Genomic DNA, 18,574 nt, shown 5'->3' on the forward strand with positions numbered 1-18,574 from the left:
GTATAGACGGAGGATACTCATGAGTCATATAACATCCATGATCGAAACCCATCCGAATATCACAACCGACCTGGACGTGCAGAAGCTGGCCGACTGCATTGCAGCGTGTTTCGAATGCGCCCAGACGTGCACTGCGTGTGCGGATGCTTGTTTGGCTGAAGACGCGGTAACTGACTTGCGGAACTGCCTCCGGCTGAATCTTGACTGTGCCGATTTGTGCACCGCCACAGGTCACTTGCTCAGCCGTCGTACCGGTAGCAACCTGGCCACCGTCCAAGCAGCCCTGGAAGCATGCCGGGTTGCCTGCGCAGAGTGTGCTGTCGAATGCGAAAAACATGCAGATCATCACGAGCACTGTCGAGTTTGCGCTGAGGCCTGCCGCAGATGTGAACAGGCTTGTGCCGACCTGTTATCCGCGATCGGTTAATAGCGCCGCCATAAGTCTTGACAACCACGCCCAGCCGAGGCCCACTTCGGCTGGGCGTATTAAATGACAGAACATTCACCGCGATCGTGACTGCCGCACCCACTGGTGTCGGCGAGCACGGCAGTCATCTAGCGGACGGGATATGTCGCATCCTGTATTAGTCGACGGGTTGAACTTCGCTTTCCACGACCCATTTGTGGTTGGTCATTTCCATACCATCCATCTCAAAGTCGACCATGTACACGGTTTCATCGGTTGAGCTATCGATAGTAGCCTCGGCACCCTCCATGCCTGCCATGTGCGTGGCGTTCAAGGTGGCAGTGCTTCCTGGGTCAAGAGGGGCGTCGCCAGGGTCTTCGAGTTCCTCGTGAACCACCCATTTGTGATCTTCTACCGGGTCGCCGCCATCGGTCGGGGTATAGCTGACCGAGTACGTGATGGTGTCGAATGCTCCTGAGATCGTGGCCTCGGTACCCTCCATGCCTGGCATGTGATCGGCTTCCAGGATGACATTTTGCCCGACTTCATAGGTGGGGTCAGTGGCTTCCTGTATTCCTTCCGGTGGTGGGCCACCGTCAGGATTGTGATCATGAGCGCCGGCATCCTGGTTTGCATCATCGGTTTCTGTAGCGGTTTCAGTGGGTTCAGGCTGAGGTTCTGTTTCTTCATCGCCAGTGCCACCACAGGCTGTCAAGAATAGGACTCCCGCAGCTGCGCTGAGGGTGAGTCGAGTCATTCGGGTAACGGTTTTCATAATCTCTCCTTCTTGAGGGGCTTTCCTGGACGGTTCTGGTGAGGCCTTGTACAAGGCGCATGATCGGCTATCCCCGCCGTTCTCATGGCTCACAGAATTCCATGAATCTCTCAAAACCATGCATTGAAATATACCCTATAGGGGTATAGAGTATCGGAGCAAGATCCAAGTAAGGAAGTACAGAGATGCACACACGTGAGTATCAGGTAACGGGTATGAGTTGCGGTGGTTGTGAGTCCTCGGTTCACGAAGCGGTATCGCAGATTTCGGGTATCGACGGTGTCGATGTGAGCGCCGATCGTGGTCGCCTTGTGGTGACTGCGGAGGGTCAGGTTGATGATCGTGCAGTGATTGGTGCGGTTGAAGCGGCTGGGTATCAAGCGTCCCCGGCCTAAAGGAACATCCTGTCTGACATTCTGGACTCGTCCCAACGAAGCCCCTTATGCACAGCGTCGACCGACAGCACCGTGCGCAGGGACCACTTGTCATTCATCCACTCATTCATCGTTCGGAAAGGAACGTGTCATGGTTGAACGCGACCATCACAGCCACCACCAAGACCCCCCTGATCATCATCAGTCTGGGCACACAGAAACAGCAGTCACGCACGCCGACCATGATCACCACGGTCGCGGAAACGACCACGGACATGAACCGGATGGGCATGGGCACGAAGGTCAGCACCATGCGGGTCATGAAGACCACGGTGGTCACGCTGGACATGATCACGGTGATCATGTTGGCCAGTTTCGGCGGTTGTTTTGGATCATGCTGGTCATGGGGATCCCCGTGGTCGCGTTCAACCCCATGTTTGCCGAACTCTTGGGGTATCAGCTGCCTGATGCGGCATGGGTGTGGTGGGTGTCGCCCATCCTTGGCACGGTCATGTACTTCTGGGGCGGTCAGCCGTTCCTAACGGGTGCGATCTCGGAGATCCGTGGTCGCCAGCCCGGGATGATGTTGCTGATCGGGTTGGCCATTACGGTGGCATTTATCGCGTCCTGGGGTGCCACACTTGGCATCGTGGATCACGAACTGAACTTTTGGTGGGAACTGGCCCTGCTAGTGGTCATCATGTTGTTGGGCCATTGGATCGAAATGCGATCTCTGGCCCAGACCACTACCGCGCTGGACTCGCTGGCCGCACTACTGCCTGATGAGGCCGAGAAAGTTCACGGCGACGATGTGGTCAAGGTAGCCCCCGCTGAGCTGGTCGTTGGGGATGTGGTGATTGTTCGTCCTGGTGCTGCGGTACCGGCTGATGGCCAGATCGTGGATGGCAGTGCCTCCATGGATGAATCCATGGTCACCGGAGAATCCAAGGCAGTCCGGCGTGAGGTCGGCGAGCACGTGGTGGCTGGAACGGTAGCCACCGACTCCGGCGTGCGGGTGGAGGTCACTGCTATTGGTGATGACACGGCCTTGGCCGGTATTCAAAAGCTGGTCGCCGATGCGCAAGCTTCCTCTTCGCGTGCCCAGCGGCTCGCTGATACCGCTGCGGGCTGGTTATTCTGGTTTGCCTTGGGGGCAGCGCTGGTCACAGCTATCGTCTGGTCGCTGTTGGGTGCACCGGATGCCGCAGTGGTCCGCACGATTACCGTTCTGGTCATCGCCTGTCCACATGCCCTGGGGTTGGCCATCCCGCTGGTTGTGTCCATTGCCACGGAGCGTGCTGCACGTGGTGGGGTGTTAATTAAAGACCGGCTGGCGTTGGAATCAATGCGAACCGTGGATTCGGTGCTCTTTGATAAGACCGGCACGCTGACTAAGGGCGAACCAACCGTCACCGGCATAGACCCGGTCGGCGACCGGGATGAACAGGACGTCCTGGCGCTGGCCGCTGCTGCTGAAGCCGACAGTGAGCATCCATTAGCCAGTGCCATTGTTGGGGCCGCTCGCGTACGTGATGTGAGCGTGCCGAAGGCCACCGACTTCTCGTCCTCCCCCGCCGTGGGGGTCAAAGCCACCGTTGAGGGCACAGTGATCGAAGTGGGTGGACCCTACCTCTTGGAACAGCATCACCAAGATGAATTAGCAATCGCCGATCAGTGGCGTAAAGAAGGCGCGATCATTTTGCACGTGCTCGCCGATGGGCACGTCATTGGAGCATTGCGGCTGGCCGATGAGATCCGACCTGAGTCACGAGACGCCGTGGAGGCACTGCATGCCAACGGTGTCCAGGTCGTGATGATTACCGGCGATGCTGAAGCGGTGGCCAATACAGTTGCCACCGACCTGGGCATTGACCGGGTCTTTGCAGGAGTCCGACCCGAGGACAAGGCCGCAAAAGTCGCTGAACTCCAGGATGAGGGCAAAAAGGTTGCGATGGTTGGCGATGGCGTCAATGACGCCCCGGCCTTGGCCCAAGCTGATGTCGGTATCGCCATCGGTGCTGGCACCGACGTGGCCATTGGCTCCGCCGGGGTCATTTTAGCGTCGTCCGATCCGCGCTCGGTCCTGTCAGTGTTCGAGCTATCCCGAGCCAGCTACCGGAAGATGAAACAAAACCTCTGGTGGGCTGCCGGCTACAACATCGCTGCCGTCCCTCTTGCCGCCGGTGTGTTAGCTCCCATCGGTTTCATTCTCCCGATGAGCGTCGGGGCAATCCTGATGTCACTATCCACGATTATTGTTGCACTCAACGCTCAGTTGCTGCGGCGACTGGATCTGACCCCGGCAGCAAGCACCGCCAAGTCCTTAGACCGATCCCCCGAAGCAGTGCCTGCCTAAAATATGGCCCTGCTACCGGCACAAATAGATTCGAACACGAAAGTAAAACAATGACACACGAAACTCATGATCCCGTAGCTGACCACGGCTACATCAGTGACAAAGACCGCTACCTGGCACGCGTCAAACGCATTGAAGGCCAAGCCCGTGGCATCCACCGGATGATCGATGAGAATACCTACTGCATTGATATTCTCACCCAAATCAGCGCGCTCAACTCAGCGCTCAATAACGTCGCGCTGAGTTTACTCGATGACCACCTGCGACACTGCGTTGTCGGAGCAGCCAAAACCGGTGGGGCTGAAGCCGAGGCGAAAATTACCGAAGCCTCAGATGCCATCGCCCGTCTAGTCCGGTCCTAGCAAGACGCAGCGAGTCACGCCACTCAGCGCACCGACCTACGCCGCTAAGACACGCTCGCTGCGTCTCTAACCTAGATCCGTAATGCAGGTGGCATATTCCATGGTTGGCACCCGCAGCAACCGGATCGACCAATTCGCATAGTTTGTTCAAGCTCTGATTGCATTGGTTCACGACATCTTCAGCAAAACATGCACAAGTAAGGAACCCTTGGATATACCCTTAGGGGGTATCCCTATCTTTGTGTGCGCTCATCGCGTGACTTGCCTGATGAGCATCGCCAAAAGCTTGACAGACTAATTCGTTGAGAAGGTCGCTCCCATGACAAATACAACACTGCCGCGCAAAATCACTGGACTACTGGCCGCCTCAACATTATCTCTGGGTATGGTGTCATGTGCAGCCCAGGACCAAGAGGCTACGGACCAGGCTCTCACGGATGCAGATGGCGTTCAGGTGACAGCAGGTCCGAATCAACCCGAAGAGGTCAACGGCGTTGATCTCCACTTCGTGGCGATGATGACGCCCCATCATCAGCAAGCCGTCGAGATGAGTGACATCATCTTAGCGGCCGATGAGAGCAGCGAAGCAACGAATGACTTAGCGGACAGAATCAAAATCGGTCAGCAACAAGAAATCGATACCATGGTCGAATGGGCTGATGCATGGGAACAAGATGAGCTGATGGCACATCACGCTCCACACGTTGCCAATGGCATGCTGGATCCTGAGCAAATGGAACAACTGGACTCATTAGACGGGGATGAAGCTGACACGCTGTTTTTGCAGCTCATGCACTTTCACCACGAAGGCGCTATTGCCATGACCGAAGATCAAATCGATCATGGCGGTTATCAACCGTTAGTCGAGCTGGCCCAACAAATGGTCGACGTCCAGACAGCCGAAATGCAAGAGATGGAACAACTCCTCCAAGCCAAAGGCGAAGGGCTAATCACCGACTGATGCCATCAGCGTCGATGTTCAGCAGCGGGCTCTATGGATTTCGGACACTTTCATACCGTGCGTATGCCCACTTAACAGTTAGCGGATACAAGAGCGCCTACCATTCAGAGCTGAGTAAGAGAGTCCACCTAGACGAACGCGTATAGGCGGGTATACCCGCTTTAACAGTCTCCGGCGTGCTGCGGCTGCGGCGTTAGGTGGCACAACAGGAGAGCATGCTGACGTCGGTGGTAAAGGATTGCGCCGCGATTTTCAGGCCCTCGGCCATGGTCAGATAGGGACTCCACTGGGTGGCCAGTTGGGTCACGGTCATATTAGCTGCCAGGATATAGCCCCCCGCAGCGGCCAAGTCTCCAGCGTCGGTGGCCACGGCGGTGATCCCCACAATCTGGTTGGTGTCGGCATCGGCAACGATTTTGATAAACCCGCGCGTATCGCGATTGACTTGAGCACGCGGCACGTAGTCCAGCGGCAGGACTCGACAGGTGCACCGGATTCCGGCGGCTTGGGCTTGGTGATCGGTCATCCCCACCGCACCCACGGCCGGTGCGGTGAACGTGACACGTGGCAGGTGGGTGTAGTCCACGGCGTGGTTGGCGTTGGTGAAGGCATTGTCGACGACTTGTCCCCCATGGGAAGAGGCCACGTAGACAAATTGGGGGTGGCCGGTGACATCACCGGCTGCCCAAATCCGCGGGTTCGAGGAGGCTAGGTGCGCATCGACGACCACTTCGCCGCCTGGCCCGGTGTCCACCCCCACACTGGCAAGGTTCAAACCTGCGGTGACCGGGGTCCGGCCGGTCGCCACCAACAGGTGCGTGGCATGCAAGTGACGGGTCTGGCCTTGGATGGTGGCCGTCACGAGCACGCCTCCGGTAGTCGCCTCGGTGGCCACTGCCGTCACTGCCGCCTGATGGATCGCCTGAATCCCTTCATCGGCGAATACCTCCCTGAGCGTGTCGGCGACTTCTGGTTCCTCCCTTGATAACAACCGGGACCGGGCCAGTACGGTCACCTTGGAGCCCAGTCGGGAAAACCACTGGGCTTGTTCGAGGGCAACATAGCCTGCCCCGAGAATGATCAGCGACTCCGGCACCTCGGACAGGTCCATGGCCGTGGTAGAGGTCAAATACTCGATGTCTTCCAGTCCGGCAATGTCGGGAATCGTTGGGGTGGACCCAGTAGCCAGCAGGTAATGCTGGGCCTGGACTGTTTCGATGGTCCCGTCCGTACAGGTCACCTCCAACACCGGGTCATCCGGAGACCCGGTAAAAGTAGCTTCTCCCAGGATCAGCTGCCAACCATAAGCGGTGATCAAATCCAGATATTTGTCAGATCGCATCTGCTCGACCAGGGCGTCTTTTCCAGCGATAACTGCTGGCATATCCACCGGCCCCGCGGTAGCGGTAATCCCGGGATACCGGGCCGCGTCCGTGGCCCCATGACGTGCCTCGGCAGCAGCCAAGAGTGCTTTCGACGGCACACACCCGGTGTTGACACAGGTGCCACCCACCGTGCCACGCTCGATCATCACCACACTTTTGCCCAAGGTGCTAGCCCGGATTGCCGCAGCAAAAGCGGCACCCCCCGATCCAATAATCGCAAAATCCACCATCTGGGTGGGCTGATGTGTTCTCATGCGTGGTCCTCCTCCTGCAAAACCGCTCCCCAGGACCGGCTGCTGGCCGTCACGGGTGCGTCTTTTCAGCCTAAACCTTCCCCTATACTGGAAGGTCAAACTCAGATCAACATCAGTGGCCACAGAAGGAGCGAAGTATGCGGATCGGTGAGGTTGCCACAGCAACCGGTGTGACGACAAAAACCCTACGATACTACGAAGACATTGGCCTGCTGCCGCCCCCAGCACGACAAGCCAACGGATATCGCAACTACTCCCCCGACACCCGCACCCGCGTGGAATTCATCACCCGAGGCCGGAAGGCGGGGCTCAGTCTGGCAAACCTGCGCGTCCTGCTGGACCTTCGCGACACCGGCCAAGCCCCCTGCAGCCACCTCAGCGACATCCTCGACGACCAACTGACAGCGCTCGACGCCCAGATTGCGGCCTTAACTGAACTTCGCGCCACCGTCGCCCACGCCCACCAGATCGCCACCACTGGCCACCCCCAAGACTGTGACCCCAACCAGATTTGCAGCTACCTCTAACCCCACACCTTGAGTCCGCCGACCACATTCGGACAGGGTATACCCGCATTGACACTTGGCAGGACCTGCAGCAGCCACGCTATCTACGGCCCTGTTGCCTCATTGCAATACCTCCGGGAACACGCCTTCGTTGCCTCACATGAATACCTTCGGATGGAGTTGAGTCTTTGACGCAGTAAAGCACCTCCGGAAACTGTTGTTGGGGCAATAAGTAGTTTCCCGGCCGCCCCTCATGAAACGAGTCCAAGAAAGAAAAATTGACTCGCGCAAAATCAGATCACATCCCCGCTGCAGACGTGAAGATGTCCTTGCCCTGAAGAAACAGCGCGCTCGAGCTCGGCAAGATGCATTTGCTGAGCTGGGTGCGTTGGACACTGAACTTGACGAGATTTCGAGGCAAAGCGTTGGCGAAGTGCTGGATACCTTTCCAGGAGACCTACTCTTTACTGGCACCGATGAGGGTGAGTATCACATCCACGCAGCCGCAACACACTGAGCCGCCCCCCGTGTTTAGGTCCAGGCGGTATGTGAGTCAATTTGTCGTTATTGTATGGGTGCAGGTTTGAGCGTAGTCGACTGGGGCAAGGTATCCCAGCGATGAATGCCGCCTGTCATGATTGTATTGGTATTTCCAGTCACCGATGAGGACTTGCGCATGCAGCAGTGAGTAGCAACTATTGATATTCAAACACTCATCACGCAATCTGGCGTTGAACGATTCAACGTAGCCGTTATGCCATGGCTGGCCTGGCGGGATATAGGATAATGCTGTCCGGTCGGCTGCCCAGGTCAGCACCGCGTCAGAGATGAACTCGGGTCCGTTGTCACTGCGCAACACCGCAGGAGCGCCCCGCTGGGCGATCAGTGCTTCCAGATGGTCGATGAATCGGTCTGCCGTAATCGAGCGCTCGACCAGTCCGCCGATGCATTCGCGGGTGTGTTCATCTACGATCGAGCAGATCTTGAATGCTTTGCCCTGCTCACAGACATCGAACTGGAAATCCACGGCCCACACCACGTTGGGTGCATCCGCGGTCGCAGTGTTGGTTGAGGAGGTGCCCACTCGTTTGCGTCGGCGTCGCTGGGGCACTCGAAGTCCTTCGGTCACTCCACAGGCGCTGGATCTTCTTGTGGTTGACGTGCCAGCCTTGGCCCCGGGCATCATGGTAAGCGCGGCGGTATCCCCAGCGTGGGTGGTCTTTGGCGTATTGACGTAACCAGGAACGCAGCGGCTGGTCAGGGTCAGCCACGGTGTCCTGGTTTAGGGGTCTGCGCCAGGCAGAGCGGGAGAGCCCAGCCAGACGGCATGCCATACGCTCACTGATCGCAAACGACCGTAGCAAGTGAGCAATCGCGGCACGGCGTGGCCCTGGGCCTAGAAGTTTCCCTCTGCAAGTTCTTTCAACGCGGCTTTCTCTAACTCTGCTTCGGCCAGGAGCCGTTTCAGCGTGGTGTTTTGCTTTTCCAGCTCTTTGAGTCGCTTGGCGTCGTCGGCTTTCATCCCACCGTATTGGTTGCGCCACCGATAATAGGTTTGCTCGGCGACCTCAAGTTCGCGGCACACGTCAGCCACGGTTTTGCCTTCACTAAGAAGGCGGTCTGCTTGGCCAAGTTTCCGAACTACCTGTTCCGGAGTGTGGCGCTTTCGTTGAGTACTCATCGTATGGTCCATTCTCCCCGAAAATACGGGGTTTATGGACTCACATACCGATTGGACCTAAAAAAATGGGGTCAGGCCAACACTGCCAGGCAGATCTCACACTCACAATCAACATCCCCAGTGATATCACCACAAGTGACAATGTGCACTACGAAATTATCAGTCCAGACGATTTTTTCGTGCTGGTTGCAAAGTCAGCATCTCCTAGAGTGTTGTCTCTCATCATCAAAGACCAAATAGCTTACTGGTCCAGAAAGCCTGAGTATCAACAATTCGATGTAGCCCTTCGCCGGGCCGGCTGTCCAGAATTCGCGAAGGTAGTTCGTACCGCCTACAAAAAATGGCACGGACGGGCGAAACCTAGATCAAGTGGGCTGTGTCAAGACCATGAGCATCACACCCAGGCGAAAAGGACTACCCTGGAACATGTGACCACACCGAAGATTCCTGCTGCTTCAGCTTCAACCGGCCTGCTCATTATATTGTTATGCGCGATGGGTGCCGGGCCGCTCTTTAACTATGGAATCTCGGTTTCGTCGGCGTTGATTATCGACGATCTCGGCATCACAGCGGGGCAGATCGGCTTCATTGTCACCGTGGTCTTCGCTGCGGCTGCTGTCTCCAGTATCTGGTTGGGCAATCTCGCAGACAAAATTAGCGTACGCGCCCAAATGCTGCTCATCTTTGTTGGCACAGCCATCGCCCTGGTGGTAGCGGCATTTGCCCCAAGTTATTGGCTCCTGCTGGTGGCAGCAGTTCTGGCAGGGCCAGCGCAGGCGATCTCAAATCCAACGACCAACCGAGTCATCATCCGAGCCGTACCTCCGGTAAAACGCACCGGCTGGATCGGGGTCAAACAATCCGGTGTGCAGGCTTCGCAGCTGTTCTCCGGACTCTTCTTCCCAGCAGTAGCCCTAGCACTCGGCTGGACCGGCGCGGCCCTCGGTGGCGCAGTCGTCTGCGTACTGCTCTGGCTGGTCTCGCTCAAATACGTGCCCTCCCCTGCCCAACTCGCACAACGCAAAAACGCTGAAACAGAAGTCGAACCACCAGAGGTCACCGTCGACACCGGCAGAATCTCCACGGTCGACACCAAAGACAAGCTGCCCACCGTTGTCTATTTCTTCGCAGCGATCGCCATGCTCTCGGGCATGGGCATGCAGGCAACCAACGTCTACCTGCCCCTCTTTGCTGTTGAGGAGCTCAACTTCTCTCTGGTACTCGGAGGCGTCGCCACCGCGGTATCCGGCATTATCGGCGTGGTCTCGCGCATCGCCTGGAGCCGACGCATGCAAGCCGGCGCTGAACCATCCCGGCTGTTGATGATCATCAGCGCTGGAGCCCTACTGGGCGTCGTGGCCTTCGTGAGTGCATCTCTGTGGCAGCTGCCCACACTGGTCTGGGTCGGAGCAGCACTGCACGGGGTCACGGTCTTTGGCGCCAATGTCGTCATCAATGCCGGGCTCCTGCGAGTCGTGCCATCACATAAGATTGGTGCCGCTTCCGGGTTGAACTCGATGGGCATGTACACCGGCTTCGCGGTCGGACCGCTCATCATGGGGCTGCTGCACGACCTTACGCAAACATTTGCCACCGGCTGGCTCTTCGTTGGCGTGTCATATCTATTGTGCGGGGTTGTCACCGTTGTGCTCTACCGTCGCACCGTCAAGAAGGAGAACCGTTCATGATCACCGCCGCCACACACGCACCACGCTGGGCCCGAGCCATGATGCTTATCCTGCCGGCGATCTGGATCGGTTTGATCATCGGTATCTCATTCATCGAAGCCCCACTGAAATTCACTGCTCCAGGTATCACCATTCCACTGGGCTTAGGTATTGGCCGTCGCGTCTTTCTGGCCATGAACATTGTTGAAGTGATCGTGGCGATCGTGCTGCTGATCGCCTTGGTCTCGATGTGGCGCAGCAACAAACGCCAGGCCATCACGAACTTCCGTGCAATGCGGCTCTACACCTTTATCGCCGTGGGGATGCTGGTGTTGAAAACAGCAATCATCCGACCACTATTAGCGGTAGAAACCGACGCCGTGTTGGCTGGAACCTCTGAAGGTGGTTCGCCGACGCATTACTACTACATCGGCGTTGAAGCCATCCTCTTCATCGCCCTGGTACTGCTGGCCATCACCGCTGTTCGCGGCATACTGGCACCCAGCCAAACGGTAGACGACGCCACTGCTCTGACAGATCAGCCTGCAAACTTCAAATAACTCCCGGCTAAAACAATGGCGGGGCACATGGTATCTAAGCGATACCGTGTGTCCCGCCACTTTTATGGGCTAGAAGAAGTTAGTGAGCAGCTCCGACTGGTTCTGCGGTGTTGCTGTCCATTTGAGCCTTCCGAGGGGATCCTGGCAGCAAAGCATCGATGCTGATTGCACCGGCACCACGTGCAGCAACCAAGAGCAGGCCAACGGCAAGGGCCAGTACGAGTTCGTAGCCACCATCGCCGACGAAGACGCCTGCTTCGAGGTGGACAAGGAAGAACGCACCGAGTTGGACCACGAGGTTCAAGACTGCGACCAACGGGGTGAAGAGTCCGGCCAGCAGCAGTACACCACCGACGAGTTCAGCGTAGGCAGCGAAGAGCGAGGTGACGTCCGGTGCAGGGACCCCCATTTCTTCGAAGGATACTGCAGTGCCGGCCAGGGTCCATTCGTTGAACTTCTGCCAGCCGTGGGCGATCAAGATAATGCCCAGACCAATTCGTGCCAAGAGCAGCACGATGTCATCGAGCACAGGGAATTTTCGTACAGGGTTTAGAAATGTAGTCATGACCGATAGCTTGACACGGCAAGTGAAATTTCGACAAGCTCGATAGAGGTGATCCTCGCTACTTCAGCAAGCCCACAGCGCTTGCTGAACTGCCACCACCGCACCATGACGCGGTTTTATCTCGTGTATTCCCCTCAGGCTTGAGCTGAAAGGTGAACGCTCATACGCCGAGCTCCGCTAGTGTGCGGAACATTTCGTCACACAGAACGGGTCGCTTGGCTCACGTAGTTGCTACGAGTTTGGGAGTAATTGCTTCATCGCATCGTAGAAGGTCACCACACCGAGGACCTCTTGGCCATCCATGACCACGGCCAGTTGTTCACTGGCCTGACGCATTTCTGTCAGGGCATCATCGACCGTGGTGCCGGCAGCAAGGGTAAACGCTGGCCGGGCCAACTCACCTACGCTGCGCTCTGGGTGTTCCAACAGGGTGTCTCGCACATGAAGGATTCTTGGGCCTTCGCCACCACGGATGAGAATACGTTTGTGACCGGTCTCCAATGCGATCTTCTGTAGGTCAGCCACGGTATCTTCAGCCGAGATTTCTACGGCCCGATCGGTCCCGGAGATCAAGTCTTCGACCTGCATGGTCTCCAACTCAATAGCCCCTGCCAGTGGTGTTTGGATGGTTCCCTCTAAAGAGCCGACTTCTGCCGAGTGGTCGATGAGATTCCTAATAGTTGTTGCATCGTAACCACCAACAGCGGCTCGATCGACGGGTTCAACACCAGAGGCAGCGACCAGCTTGTTAGCGATCTCGTTGATCCAACGCAGTAGCGGCCCCAGTAGCCAGGCGAAACCTTTTGCAGGCAGCCCGGTGAGCATAGCTGCACGTTCAGGGTGAGCGATGGCCCAGGATTTCGGGGCCATTTCACCGATCACCAGATGCAGGAACGTGACGATGAGTAGGGACAAGATAAATGACCCACTACCAGCCAGCCACCCTGGCAAACCGATGCCGGAAAGCAGTGGTGACAACCAAGCATCGACTGCAGGCTTCGTGATCGCGCCAAGGGCGAAGGTACACGCGGTAATACCCAACTGGGCTGCGGCCATCATGACGGTCAGCTGATCGATGCCCCAGAGGGCAGCCCGTGCTGAACGGCTGGTGAGGGCAGCATCTTCGAGACGGTGGCGGCGTGCGCCAAGCAGCGCGAATTCCATAATGACAAAGAATGCGCTGAGGACGATGATCCCGACGGTGACAAGTACAACGACCCAAGGGTTATCCATTATGCGTCCTCCTTCGTACCTGTCGCTTCTTCGGTGGAAGTGTTCACCGACAGTTCAACGAGCTCTGGCACATGTCTGCCCAGCTCCACTACTTTTGCATCGAGATAGCGAATGATGGGTTCTTCACCGATCAAATCTTCGGCGGTTTGTGGCAGTGGTATCTGCACTGACGTACCGACGGTGGGTAAGTCACGTAGGTATGCGATGACCATGCCGGAGATAGTTTCGTAATCACCGCGTGGTAGCTGCTGTCCGATCTTACGTTCTGCTTCATCCAGTGGCAGATGGCCGGCGATCCGCCACACCCCCGTGTCATGAGCCGTTACCGTTTCTGGTGAACCGGCATCGTGTTCATCGGTTGAGTCACCGGAGATTTCTTCTGCCAGATCTTCCCTTGTCACAATGCCTGCCAGACCACCGTACTCATCGATGACGCAAGCAAATTCTGCATCGGCTTCGAACATTCGCGCCAACGCTTGGGGCAGGGTCAGCACGGTGGGCATCGGTACTGGATCTCCCATGATCGTGCTCACCGGTTCGTCGGATGTTGGTAAAGCACCGAGCACATCCATGATGTTCACTACCCCGACCGGAGTGTTATCTTCATCGAGCACCGGATAGCGTGAGTGTGCGCTAGCCATCTTCGTACGAACTTCGCTGATGGTCGCATTGCTGTACACCACATCGGTTCTAGAACGTGGCACCATTGCATGTTCGATACCGCGCTGTGGGAAATCGAGGATGCGATCCAGCATGATGGAGAGATCATCATCAAGGTGCCCGCTCTGTCGTGAATCAGCAACGATGTACCGCAGATCCTTAGCAGTAGCACTGCTATCGAGATCTTCGACCGGCTGGATACCAACCAAACGCAGCAGAGCATTGGCTGCGTGATCGAAGATGGTAATGAGCCAGCCAAAGACGGCCATATAAATATTCGTAGAACGAGCCAATCCCCGTGCCAGCGGTCCAGGGTTCGCGATGGCCAGGTTCTTTGGATACAGTTCGCCGAACACCATCTGAACCAGTGTGGAGATACCCAACGCCAAAATGGTTCCAATGGAAATACTCACACCAGCAGGAACTCCTACGCCGCCGAGCAAGGTTCCGAGGCTGTTACCTACGAGGGGTTCTGCGACATAACCGACCATCAGACCGGTCACAGTAATACCCAACTGGGCACCCGAGAGCATAAAGGACGTTCTGCGGGTGACTTTCAACGCTCGTTGGGCGGCTTCGTCCCCTTCTTCGGCTTGCGCTGCCAGCCGGTTGCGGTCCACCGACATGTAGGCAAACTCTTGGGCCACGAAGTAACCGTTCGCAGCGATGATCACGAGGATCACGACCAAGCCCAACAGCATGGTCAGCACGGGAATCAACATGATGCCATGCTAAGGCACACGAAGTGGCAGCGACCAGTGTCCCCTTGCACTAGGACCCAGTGAGGCTCATAACACCGGACATCAACGCACCGGTCAACACCGCATAAATGGTGATGGCGATAGCGTACCAGAGGATCACGCCGGTACGAGAACAACCAAACGACACCAGTGTCACCGCAATGAAATGCGTGGGCACTAGCAGCATGCCCAGCAAGGTCACACCTGGAATGCCATAGCGGTCAAATAGTGCGCGCACTCGTTGATTCTTGCCTGCACCTACAGGTGCAGCAGTATCATGTGGATCTCTGCGTGCCAGTACAGCATCACGAGTACGTCCGGTCAGCATGGTAATCAGCGCAATGACGGCTACATTGCCGACAATGGCCATCGCGACGGTGGCCCAGATAGGTATCCCTGCAAGGGAACCGATGACTACGGCGCCGTAGTTTTCGACAAACGGCACCATGGCTGCGAGCGCGACACCGAGGAATTGTATGGTTTCAGGAAGGCCGAGGACAAAGTCTTGGAGTGATTCGATAAAATTCATTTTGCTCCAGTATTCCACTGCTGCCGATCAAGCGCACGGGTTTTAGACTGGTGGTACCTTTGCCAGAAGCTCGGACCACTCCATGGTCGCGAGCTCATAGGTCTCTTGACCTGCAATACCGCCCTGCAAAAAACGCTGCTCGTACTGAGCCAATAATTCATCGGTAACATCTTCGACAGTCAGCCCGGGTACAGCATCGGCTACCGCACCAGCTGTGGCCGGATCAAACTCGAGACCCAAAGCATCATAAACATCGGTGAGTACTTCGCGAACAGATCGTCCATCTTCAACAACGAGACTGGTCGAAAACAACCAAGCACCTTTGACCACACGTTGTGCGGTTCCAGCGAGTTTAATTCGCTGACCAGAATCTAAAACAGCATGCACAGAGTACTCCCCCGCACAGTATTCTCCCGGGATCTCCCCTACCGCTGCATTCGCACCAAGCTGCTTTAGTGTGGCAGTCAGCAGGTCACCAAAGTAGGTAAACCGATTGCGGAATCCGAACATCGCATCATCTTCGGGCTGGATGCGATCAATGATCAATGAGCCAGGATGATACGCGGCAGCACGACCACCAACCCGGCGAACCACTGGAGCAAATCCGCGCTGCTCGCTCAACTCACGTGCCCGTTCGTAGCCGTCCATGCGGGTATCTTGTTGACCGAACGACACCGTGGGCTTTGGACGATAGGTACGCACGATCGGCCCGGTGATGGTGCCGTGTTGAACAGCTCGCAGCAAGTCCGTCGAATACGCCAGATCCTCAGCAACACCCAGGCTGACATCCTGTTCCACCCAGTTCAGCATCCTTGTGGTCACACATTCCTCAATTCCAGTCATGCCGGGAGCGTTGTCCCGAAACCACTTCTGAGCATACGCAACCACCAACTACCTTAGGAGGCGTTCTACAAGAATATGTCTTGTAAATGTCAGGATTACGCATTCACGACTGTTCCGAATACCTAATAATTGATCTGCGCGGGGACGCCGGTCCGCGGGTGCACACCGTATCGAACGAGTGTACCGGCACCAAGCTCGTCCTGAACTTGAGTCGCAAGAGCTTCGGCATTGAGTGCACATTTTGAATGCCCCTCATCAAAGCACGCCTGAACAACCGCGGCTGGGACAAAACGTCCGCCGGGTTCTCCTTGCAAGCGTCCACTCCACCATCTTGCCTGCGCACGCTCGAGCGCCATTTCCTCGGTTACCTCAACAGAAACAACATCAGCTGCTTCGTAGCCTGCGTCTAGTAACTCATCGACATACCGCTGAGCCAACGGTTCCCAAGCAAGCGACCCATCAACGACAATGTTCTCACCACGGTCCAGAGACGCCGCACGCATCAGGTCAGATACGATGGTAGAAAACCGGTGCACATGACTTCCTAGCTCCCGCAGATGCACTCCGGCACCATCTGGCAACTGCAAACCATTCCTATATTGGAGCAGGCCTTGTTTTTCAGCGGCTTCGAGTAGAGTATCTTTTATTGCATCGGGATCAATTCGACGATATCCGCTCAGGTCAAAGTCATCCAACACACGGCTTTTCCCTGCTCCGGGAGCCCCAGCAGTAACTATTATTGCTTTTCCTCGTTCAGCTGGCGTCTCATGTCGCATAAGCTCTCTCGCGACTTTCACTAATTCCACTTCGTCAAAGTAGTCCATTAGTGAGGGTGGCGCTTCAGCAAGAGCGCCACCCTTCGCATATAAAGCAGTCAGCTCTTCATATACGAGCTCGCGTTTTTGCTTATCCTCCAATGGCCCCGCGCACCTCAGAAAATTCTTCCTCAGTCAGGAGATCTTGCATGAAGGCGCTAACAACCTGATCCCAAGTACCTGAGGTTCTGCCTTCATGGGGGTACGGAGCATCTTCACCGAATGTGTATGGATATCGCTTGAGTTCAGCTACCAACGCTGGTCTAGAAGTATCATAGACAAATGCTTCTAGGATCAGTTCTTCAGGCAGCCGTTCGTTAACATCCTTCCGGCGCTCAGCGGCCTTCAAAAGCCGATGAACTCGCGCCTGGCTGGTCACGAGCACTTCAGCAACAGCACGCTGGCTCAATCCGCGGCATTTTGCGCGCACCGCAGCACGCATATCAGCCACTTCATCCAAGCGTTGACGAGCCTGTCGTTGCAGGGCCTCATGCTGAAGTTCCTGCATTTCTGGAGACAGAGTAGACATGTGCCCCCTCCTTCAATGGTGAGCCTATAATACCCCCCTGATTCACGATGAATCAAGGTGGTAATTCTGTTTGTGTTCTTCGGGCCAGACCACCAATCGATCTGTCTTCGTGTCATACTGAATACGAGACCTCTGCTCTCGTATCCCGGATTGCTCCAGGAGTCCCTATGACTGAACAAATCCAACACAGCACACAAAAACATGTGGTTATAGGTGCCGGCCCAGCAGGTCGCGCCACTGCCAGATATCTCAGCCTGCAGAATCATTCCGTCATCCTTGCCAGCCGTTCCGGCAAAGACCCAACCATCCGCGGCGTTGAACGCATCGCAGTCGATGCCACCGATGCTCCAGCACTCGTTCGAGTCGTTAACGGCGCAGATGCCATGTATAACTGTATGAACCCCACCTCGTATGCGCGTTGGGATGCCGAATGGCCACCAATCCACGCAGCGCTGATGCATACCGCGCAAGTGACCGGCGCAGTACTCGTCACACTATCGAACCTGTATATGTATGGTCCGCAACGGGATGCCACACCGATGACCCCGGCAACACCCGAGAATCCCCAAGATGAAAAGGGCCGCATCCGTTCACGAATGGATCGTGAAACTCTGCAGGCACATCGGGATGGCACACTACGTGCGGTCACCGTTCGTGCCTCAGATTTTCTAGGCCCCGAAATCGGCGACAACGGGCACGGAACGCGCAACATCCCGGCAATAGCCCAAGAACGACGAGCCTATATTCTGGGCAGCGCGGATCAGCCACATTCGTGGACAGATATCGACGACGTCGCCGCTACCTTAGCCACGGTCGCAACATCACCCGAAACCCACGGACGCGTATGGTTCGCTCCAACAAATGCACCCGTCACCCAGCGAGAACTCGCGAACCAAATCGCCGCGGTCTTAGAAGCACCGGAACCGACCATTTCAAAACTCCCGCTAGGACTCATGAAAGTTATGGGCATCGTCAGCCCATTGATTCGAGAAATATCTTCGATCGCGTACCAGTTCAAAGGACCCTGGGTCATCGACTCATCGGAAACAACACAAGCATTAGGAATCCGCCCCACTGATTGGGATAGTGTGATTCGACGAGCAGCGCAAGGAAACATCGACGGCGCACCGGCAGCACTGTGACTCTAGAAAATCTTTTATAAAGTTGTTGTTGGCCACTCCGTTCCCTGGACGAAGACAGCTAGAGGATAATCGCATCATGACTACGGCCGCAACTAGTTCCAGAACAAGATTATCGGTTTATCTACAGCGCCACTGACTTTGATTCGCCAGCCAAGCCGACGAATCTCATCGTGTACTCAGCGCTGTAAAACTTCCCCCAGGCCACTAACATGAACTGGCTGAATGCTAGCT

At 56.3% G+C, this 18,574-nt stretch carries 19 protein-coding genes and 1 pseudogene; 10 read left to right on the forward strand and 10 right to left on the reverse strand.

Annotation, left to right across the window (positions count from 1 at the left end; translation table 11 throughout):
- Positions 1–19 precede the first annotated feature (19 nt).
- Positions 20–427 (forward strand): four-helix bundle copper-binding protein, encoded by a 408-nt coding sequence (locus G583_RS16520; RefSeq protein ID WP_084677288.1) that lies wholly within the window; start codon positions 20–22, stop codon positions 425–427.
- A gap of 157 nt (positions 428–584) precedes the next feature.
- Here the strand turns inward: G583_RS16520 and G583_RS0102815 are convergent, their stop codons facing one another.
- A complete protein-coding gene (locus G583_RS0102815) occupies positions 585–1,181 on the reverse strand; it encodes a YdhK family protein (RefSeq protein ID WP_022869681.1) in 597 nt (198 codons plus the stop codon).
- A 185-nt stretch (positions 1,182–1,366) separates the two neighbouring features.
- On the opposite strand from G583_RS0102815, the gene G583_RS0102820 reads away from it, so the two are divergent.
- From G583_RS0102820 to G583_RS0102840, 4 genes are all read left to right on the forward strand, one after another.
- Positions 1,367–1,576, forward strand: coding sequence for a heavy-metal-associated domain-containing protein (locus G583_RS0102820; protein ID WP_022869682.1), 210 nt, complete (start codon positions 1,367–1,369; stop codon positions 1,574–1,576).
- Between the two features lie 130 nt (positions 1,577–1,706).
- Positions 1,707–3,911 carry a heavy metal translocating P-type ATPase gene (locus tag G583_RS0102830; RefSeq protein ID WP_022869684.1) on the forward strand — a complete coding sequence of 735 codons (2,205 nt, stop codon included), beginning with the start codon at positions 1,707–1,709 and terminating at the stop codon, positions 3,909–3,911.
- Between the two features lie 50 nt (positions 3,912–3,961).
- Complete coding sequence (locus G583_RS0102835) at positions 3,962–4,273, forward strand: metal-sensitive transcriptional regulator (RefSeq protein WP_022869685.1); 312 nt, start codon at positions 3,962–3,964, stop codon at positions 4,271–4,273.
- A gap of 319 nt (positions 4,274–4,592) precedes the next feature.
- Positions 4,593–5,234: a DUF305 domain-containing protein gene (locus G583_RS0102840; protein WP_022869686.1), complete on the forward strand. Its 642-nt coding sequence runs from the start codon at positions 4,593–4,595 to the stop codon at positions 5,232–5,234.
- Between the two features lie 193 nt (positions 5,235–5,427).
- Here the strand turns inward: G583_RS0102840 and merA are convergent, their stop codons facing one another.
- Positions 5,428–6,873 carry a mercury(II) reductase gene (gene merA / locus G583_RS0102845; RefSeq protein ID WP_022869687.1) on the reverse strand — a complete coding sequence of 482 codons (1,446 nt, stop codon included), beginning with the start codon at positions 6,871–6,873 and terminating at the stop codon, positions 5,428–5,430.
- A gap of 137 nt (positions 6,874–7,010) precedes the next feature.
- Here merA and G583_RS0102850 point away from each other — a divergent pair, with 137 nt between their 5' ends.
- Positions 7,011–7,400 carry a heavy metal-responsive transcriptional regulator gene (locus G583_RS0102850; protein WP_022869688.1) on the forward strand — a complete coding sequence of 130 codons (390 nt, stop codon included), beginning with the start codon at positions 7,011–7,013 and terminating at the stop codon, positions 7,398–7,400.
- A gap of 232 nt (positions 7,401–7,632) precedes the next feature.
- Positions 7,633–7,896 (forward strand): hypothetical protein, encoded by a 264-nt coding sequence (locus G583_RS0102855; protein ID WP_029629216.1) that lies wholly within the window; start codon positions 7,633–7,635, stop codon positions 7,894–7,896.
- A gap of 36 nt (positions 7,897–7,932) precedes the next feature.
- On the opposite strand, the pseudogene G583_RS13875 reads toward G583_RS0102855, so the two are convergent.
- A pseudogene (locus tag G583_RS13875) lies at positions 7,933–9,060 on the reverse strand (IS3 family transposase).
- A gap of 428 nt (positions 9,061–9,488) precedes the next feature.
- Here G583_RS13875 and G583_RS0102870 point away from each other — a divergent pair.
- Both G583_RS0102870 and G583_RS13880 read left to right on the forward strand, forming a co-directional pair.
- Complete coding sequence (locus G583_RS0102870; protein WP_040894889.1) at positions 9,489–10,748, forward strand: MFS transporter; 1,260 nt, start codon at positions 9,489–9,491, stop codon at positions 10,746–10,748.
- Complete coding sequence (locus G583_RS13880) at positions 10,745–11,287, forward strand: hypothetical protein (RefSeq protein WP_022869691.1); 543 nt, start codon at positions 10,745–10,747, stop codon at positions 11,285–11,287. The genes G583_RS0102870 and G583_RS13880 overlap by 4 nt, the downstream gene beginning before the upstream one ends.
- Before the next feature lie 79 nt (positions 11,288–11,366).
- Here G583_RS13880 and G583_RS0102880 read toward each other — a convergent pair whose 3' ends face one another.
- The 7 genes from G583_RS0102880 to G583_RS0102910 form a co-directional block, all read right to left on the reverse strand.
- A complete protein-coding gene (locus G583_RS0102880) occupies positions 11,367–11,852 on the reverse strand; it encodes a DoxX family protein (RefSeq protein ID WP_022869692.1) in 486 nt (161 codons plus the stop codon).
- Positions 11,853–12,083: 231 nt separating this feature from the next.
- Positions 12,084–13,085: a CNNM domain-containing protein gene (locus G583_RS0102885; protein WP_022869693.1), complete on the reverse strand. Its 1,002-nt coding sequence runs from the start codon at positions 13,083–13,085 to the stop codon at positions 12,084–12,086.
- Positions 13,085–14,467 (reverse strand): hemolysin family protein, encoded by a 1,383-nt coding sequence (locus tag G583_RS13885; protein ID WP_022869694.1) that lies wholly within the window; start codon positions 14,465–14,467, stop codon positions 13,085–13,087. The genes G583_RS0102885 and G583_RS13885 overlap by 1 nt, the downstream gene beginning before the upstream one ends.
- Before the next feature lie 49 nt (positions 14,468–14,516).
- Complete coding sequence (locus G583_RS0102895) at positions 14,517–15,014, reverse strand: hypothetical protein (RefSeq protein WP_022869695.1); 498 nt, start codon at positions 15,012–15,014, stop codon at positions 14,517–14,519.
- A gap of 42 nt (positions 15,015–15,056) precedes the next feature.
- Entirely contained in the window at positions 15,057–15,857 is an 801-nt protein-coding gene (locus G583_RS13890) for a lipoate--protein ligase family protein (RefSeq protein WP_211210732.1), read from the reverse strand.
- A gap of 122 nt (positions 15,858–15,979) precedes the next feature.
- Positions 15,980–16,774 carry a zeta toxin family protein gene (locus G583_RS13895; protein ID WP_022869697.1) on the reverse strand — a complete coding sequence of 265 codons (795 nt, stop codon included), beginning with the start codon at positions 16,772–16,774 and terminating at the stop codon, positions 15,980–15,982.
- The gene (locus G583_RS0102910) at positions 16,764–17,201 is read right to left on the reverse strand and encodes a hypothetical protein (protein ID WP_022869698.1); all 438 of its coding nucleotides are present in this window, start codon (positions 17,199–17,201) and stop codon (positions 16,764–16,766) included. Before G583_RS0102910 ends, G583_RS13895 begins: the two co-directional genes overlap by 11 nt.
- 167 nt (positions 17,202–17,368) lie before the next feature.
- Between G583_RS0102910 and G583_RS0102915 the strand changes: the two genes are divergently transcribed.
- Positions 17,369–18,343 carry an NAD-dependent epimerase/dehydratase family protein gene (locus G583_RS0102915; protein ID WP_022869699.1) on the forward strand — a complete coding sequence of 325 codons (975 nt, stop codon included), beginning with the start codon at positions 17,369–17,371 and terminating at the stop codon, positions 18,341–18,343.
- The last annotated feature ends 231 nt before the right edge of the window (positions 18,344–18,574 follow it).

Origin of the sequence: Yaniella halotolerans DSM 15476 (assembly GCF_000420805.1) — a bacterium.
GTDB lineage: Bacteria > Actinomycetota > Actinomycetes > Actinomycetales > Micrococcaceae > Yaniella > Yaniella halotolerans.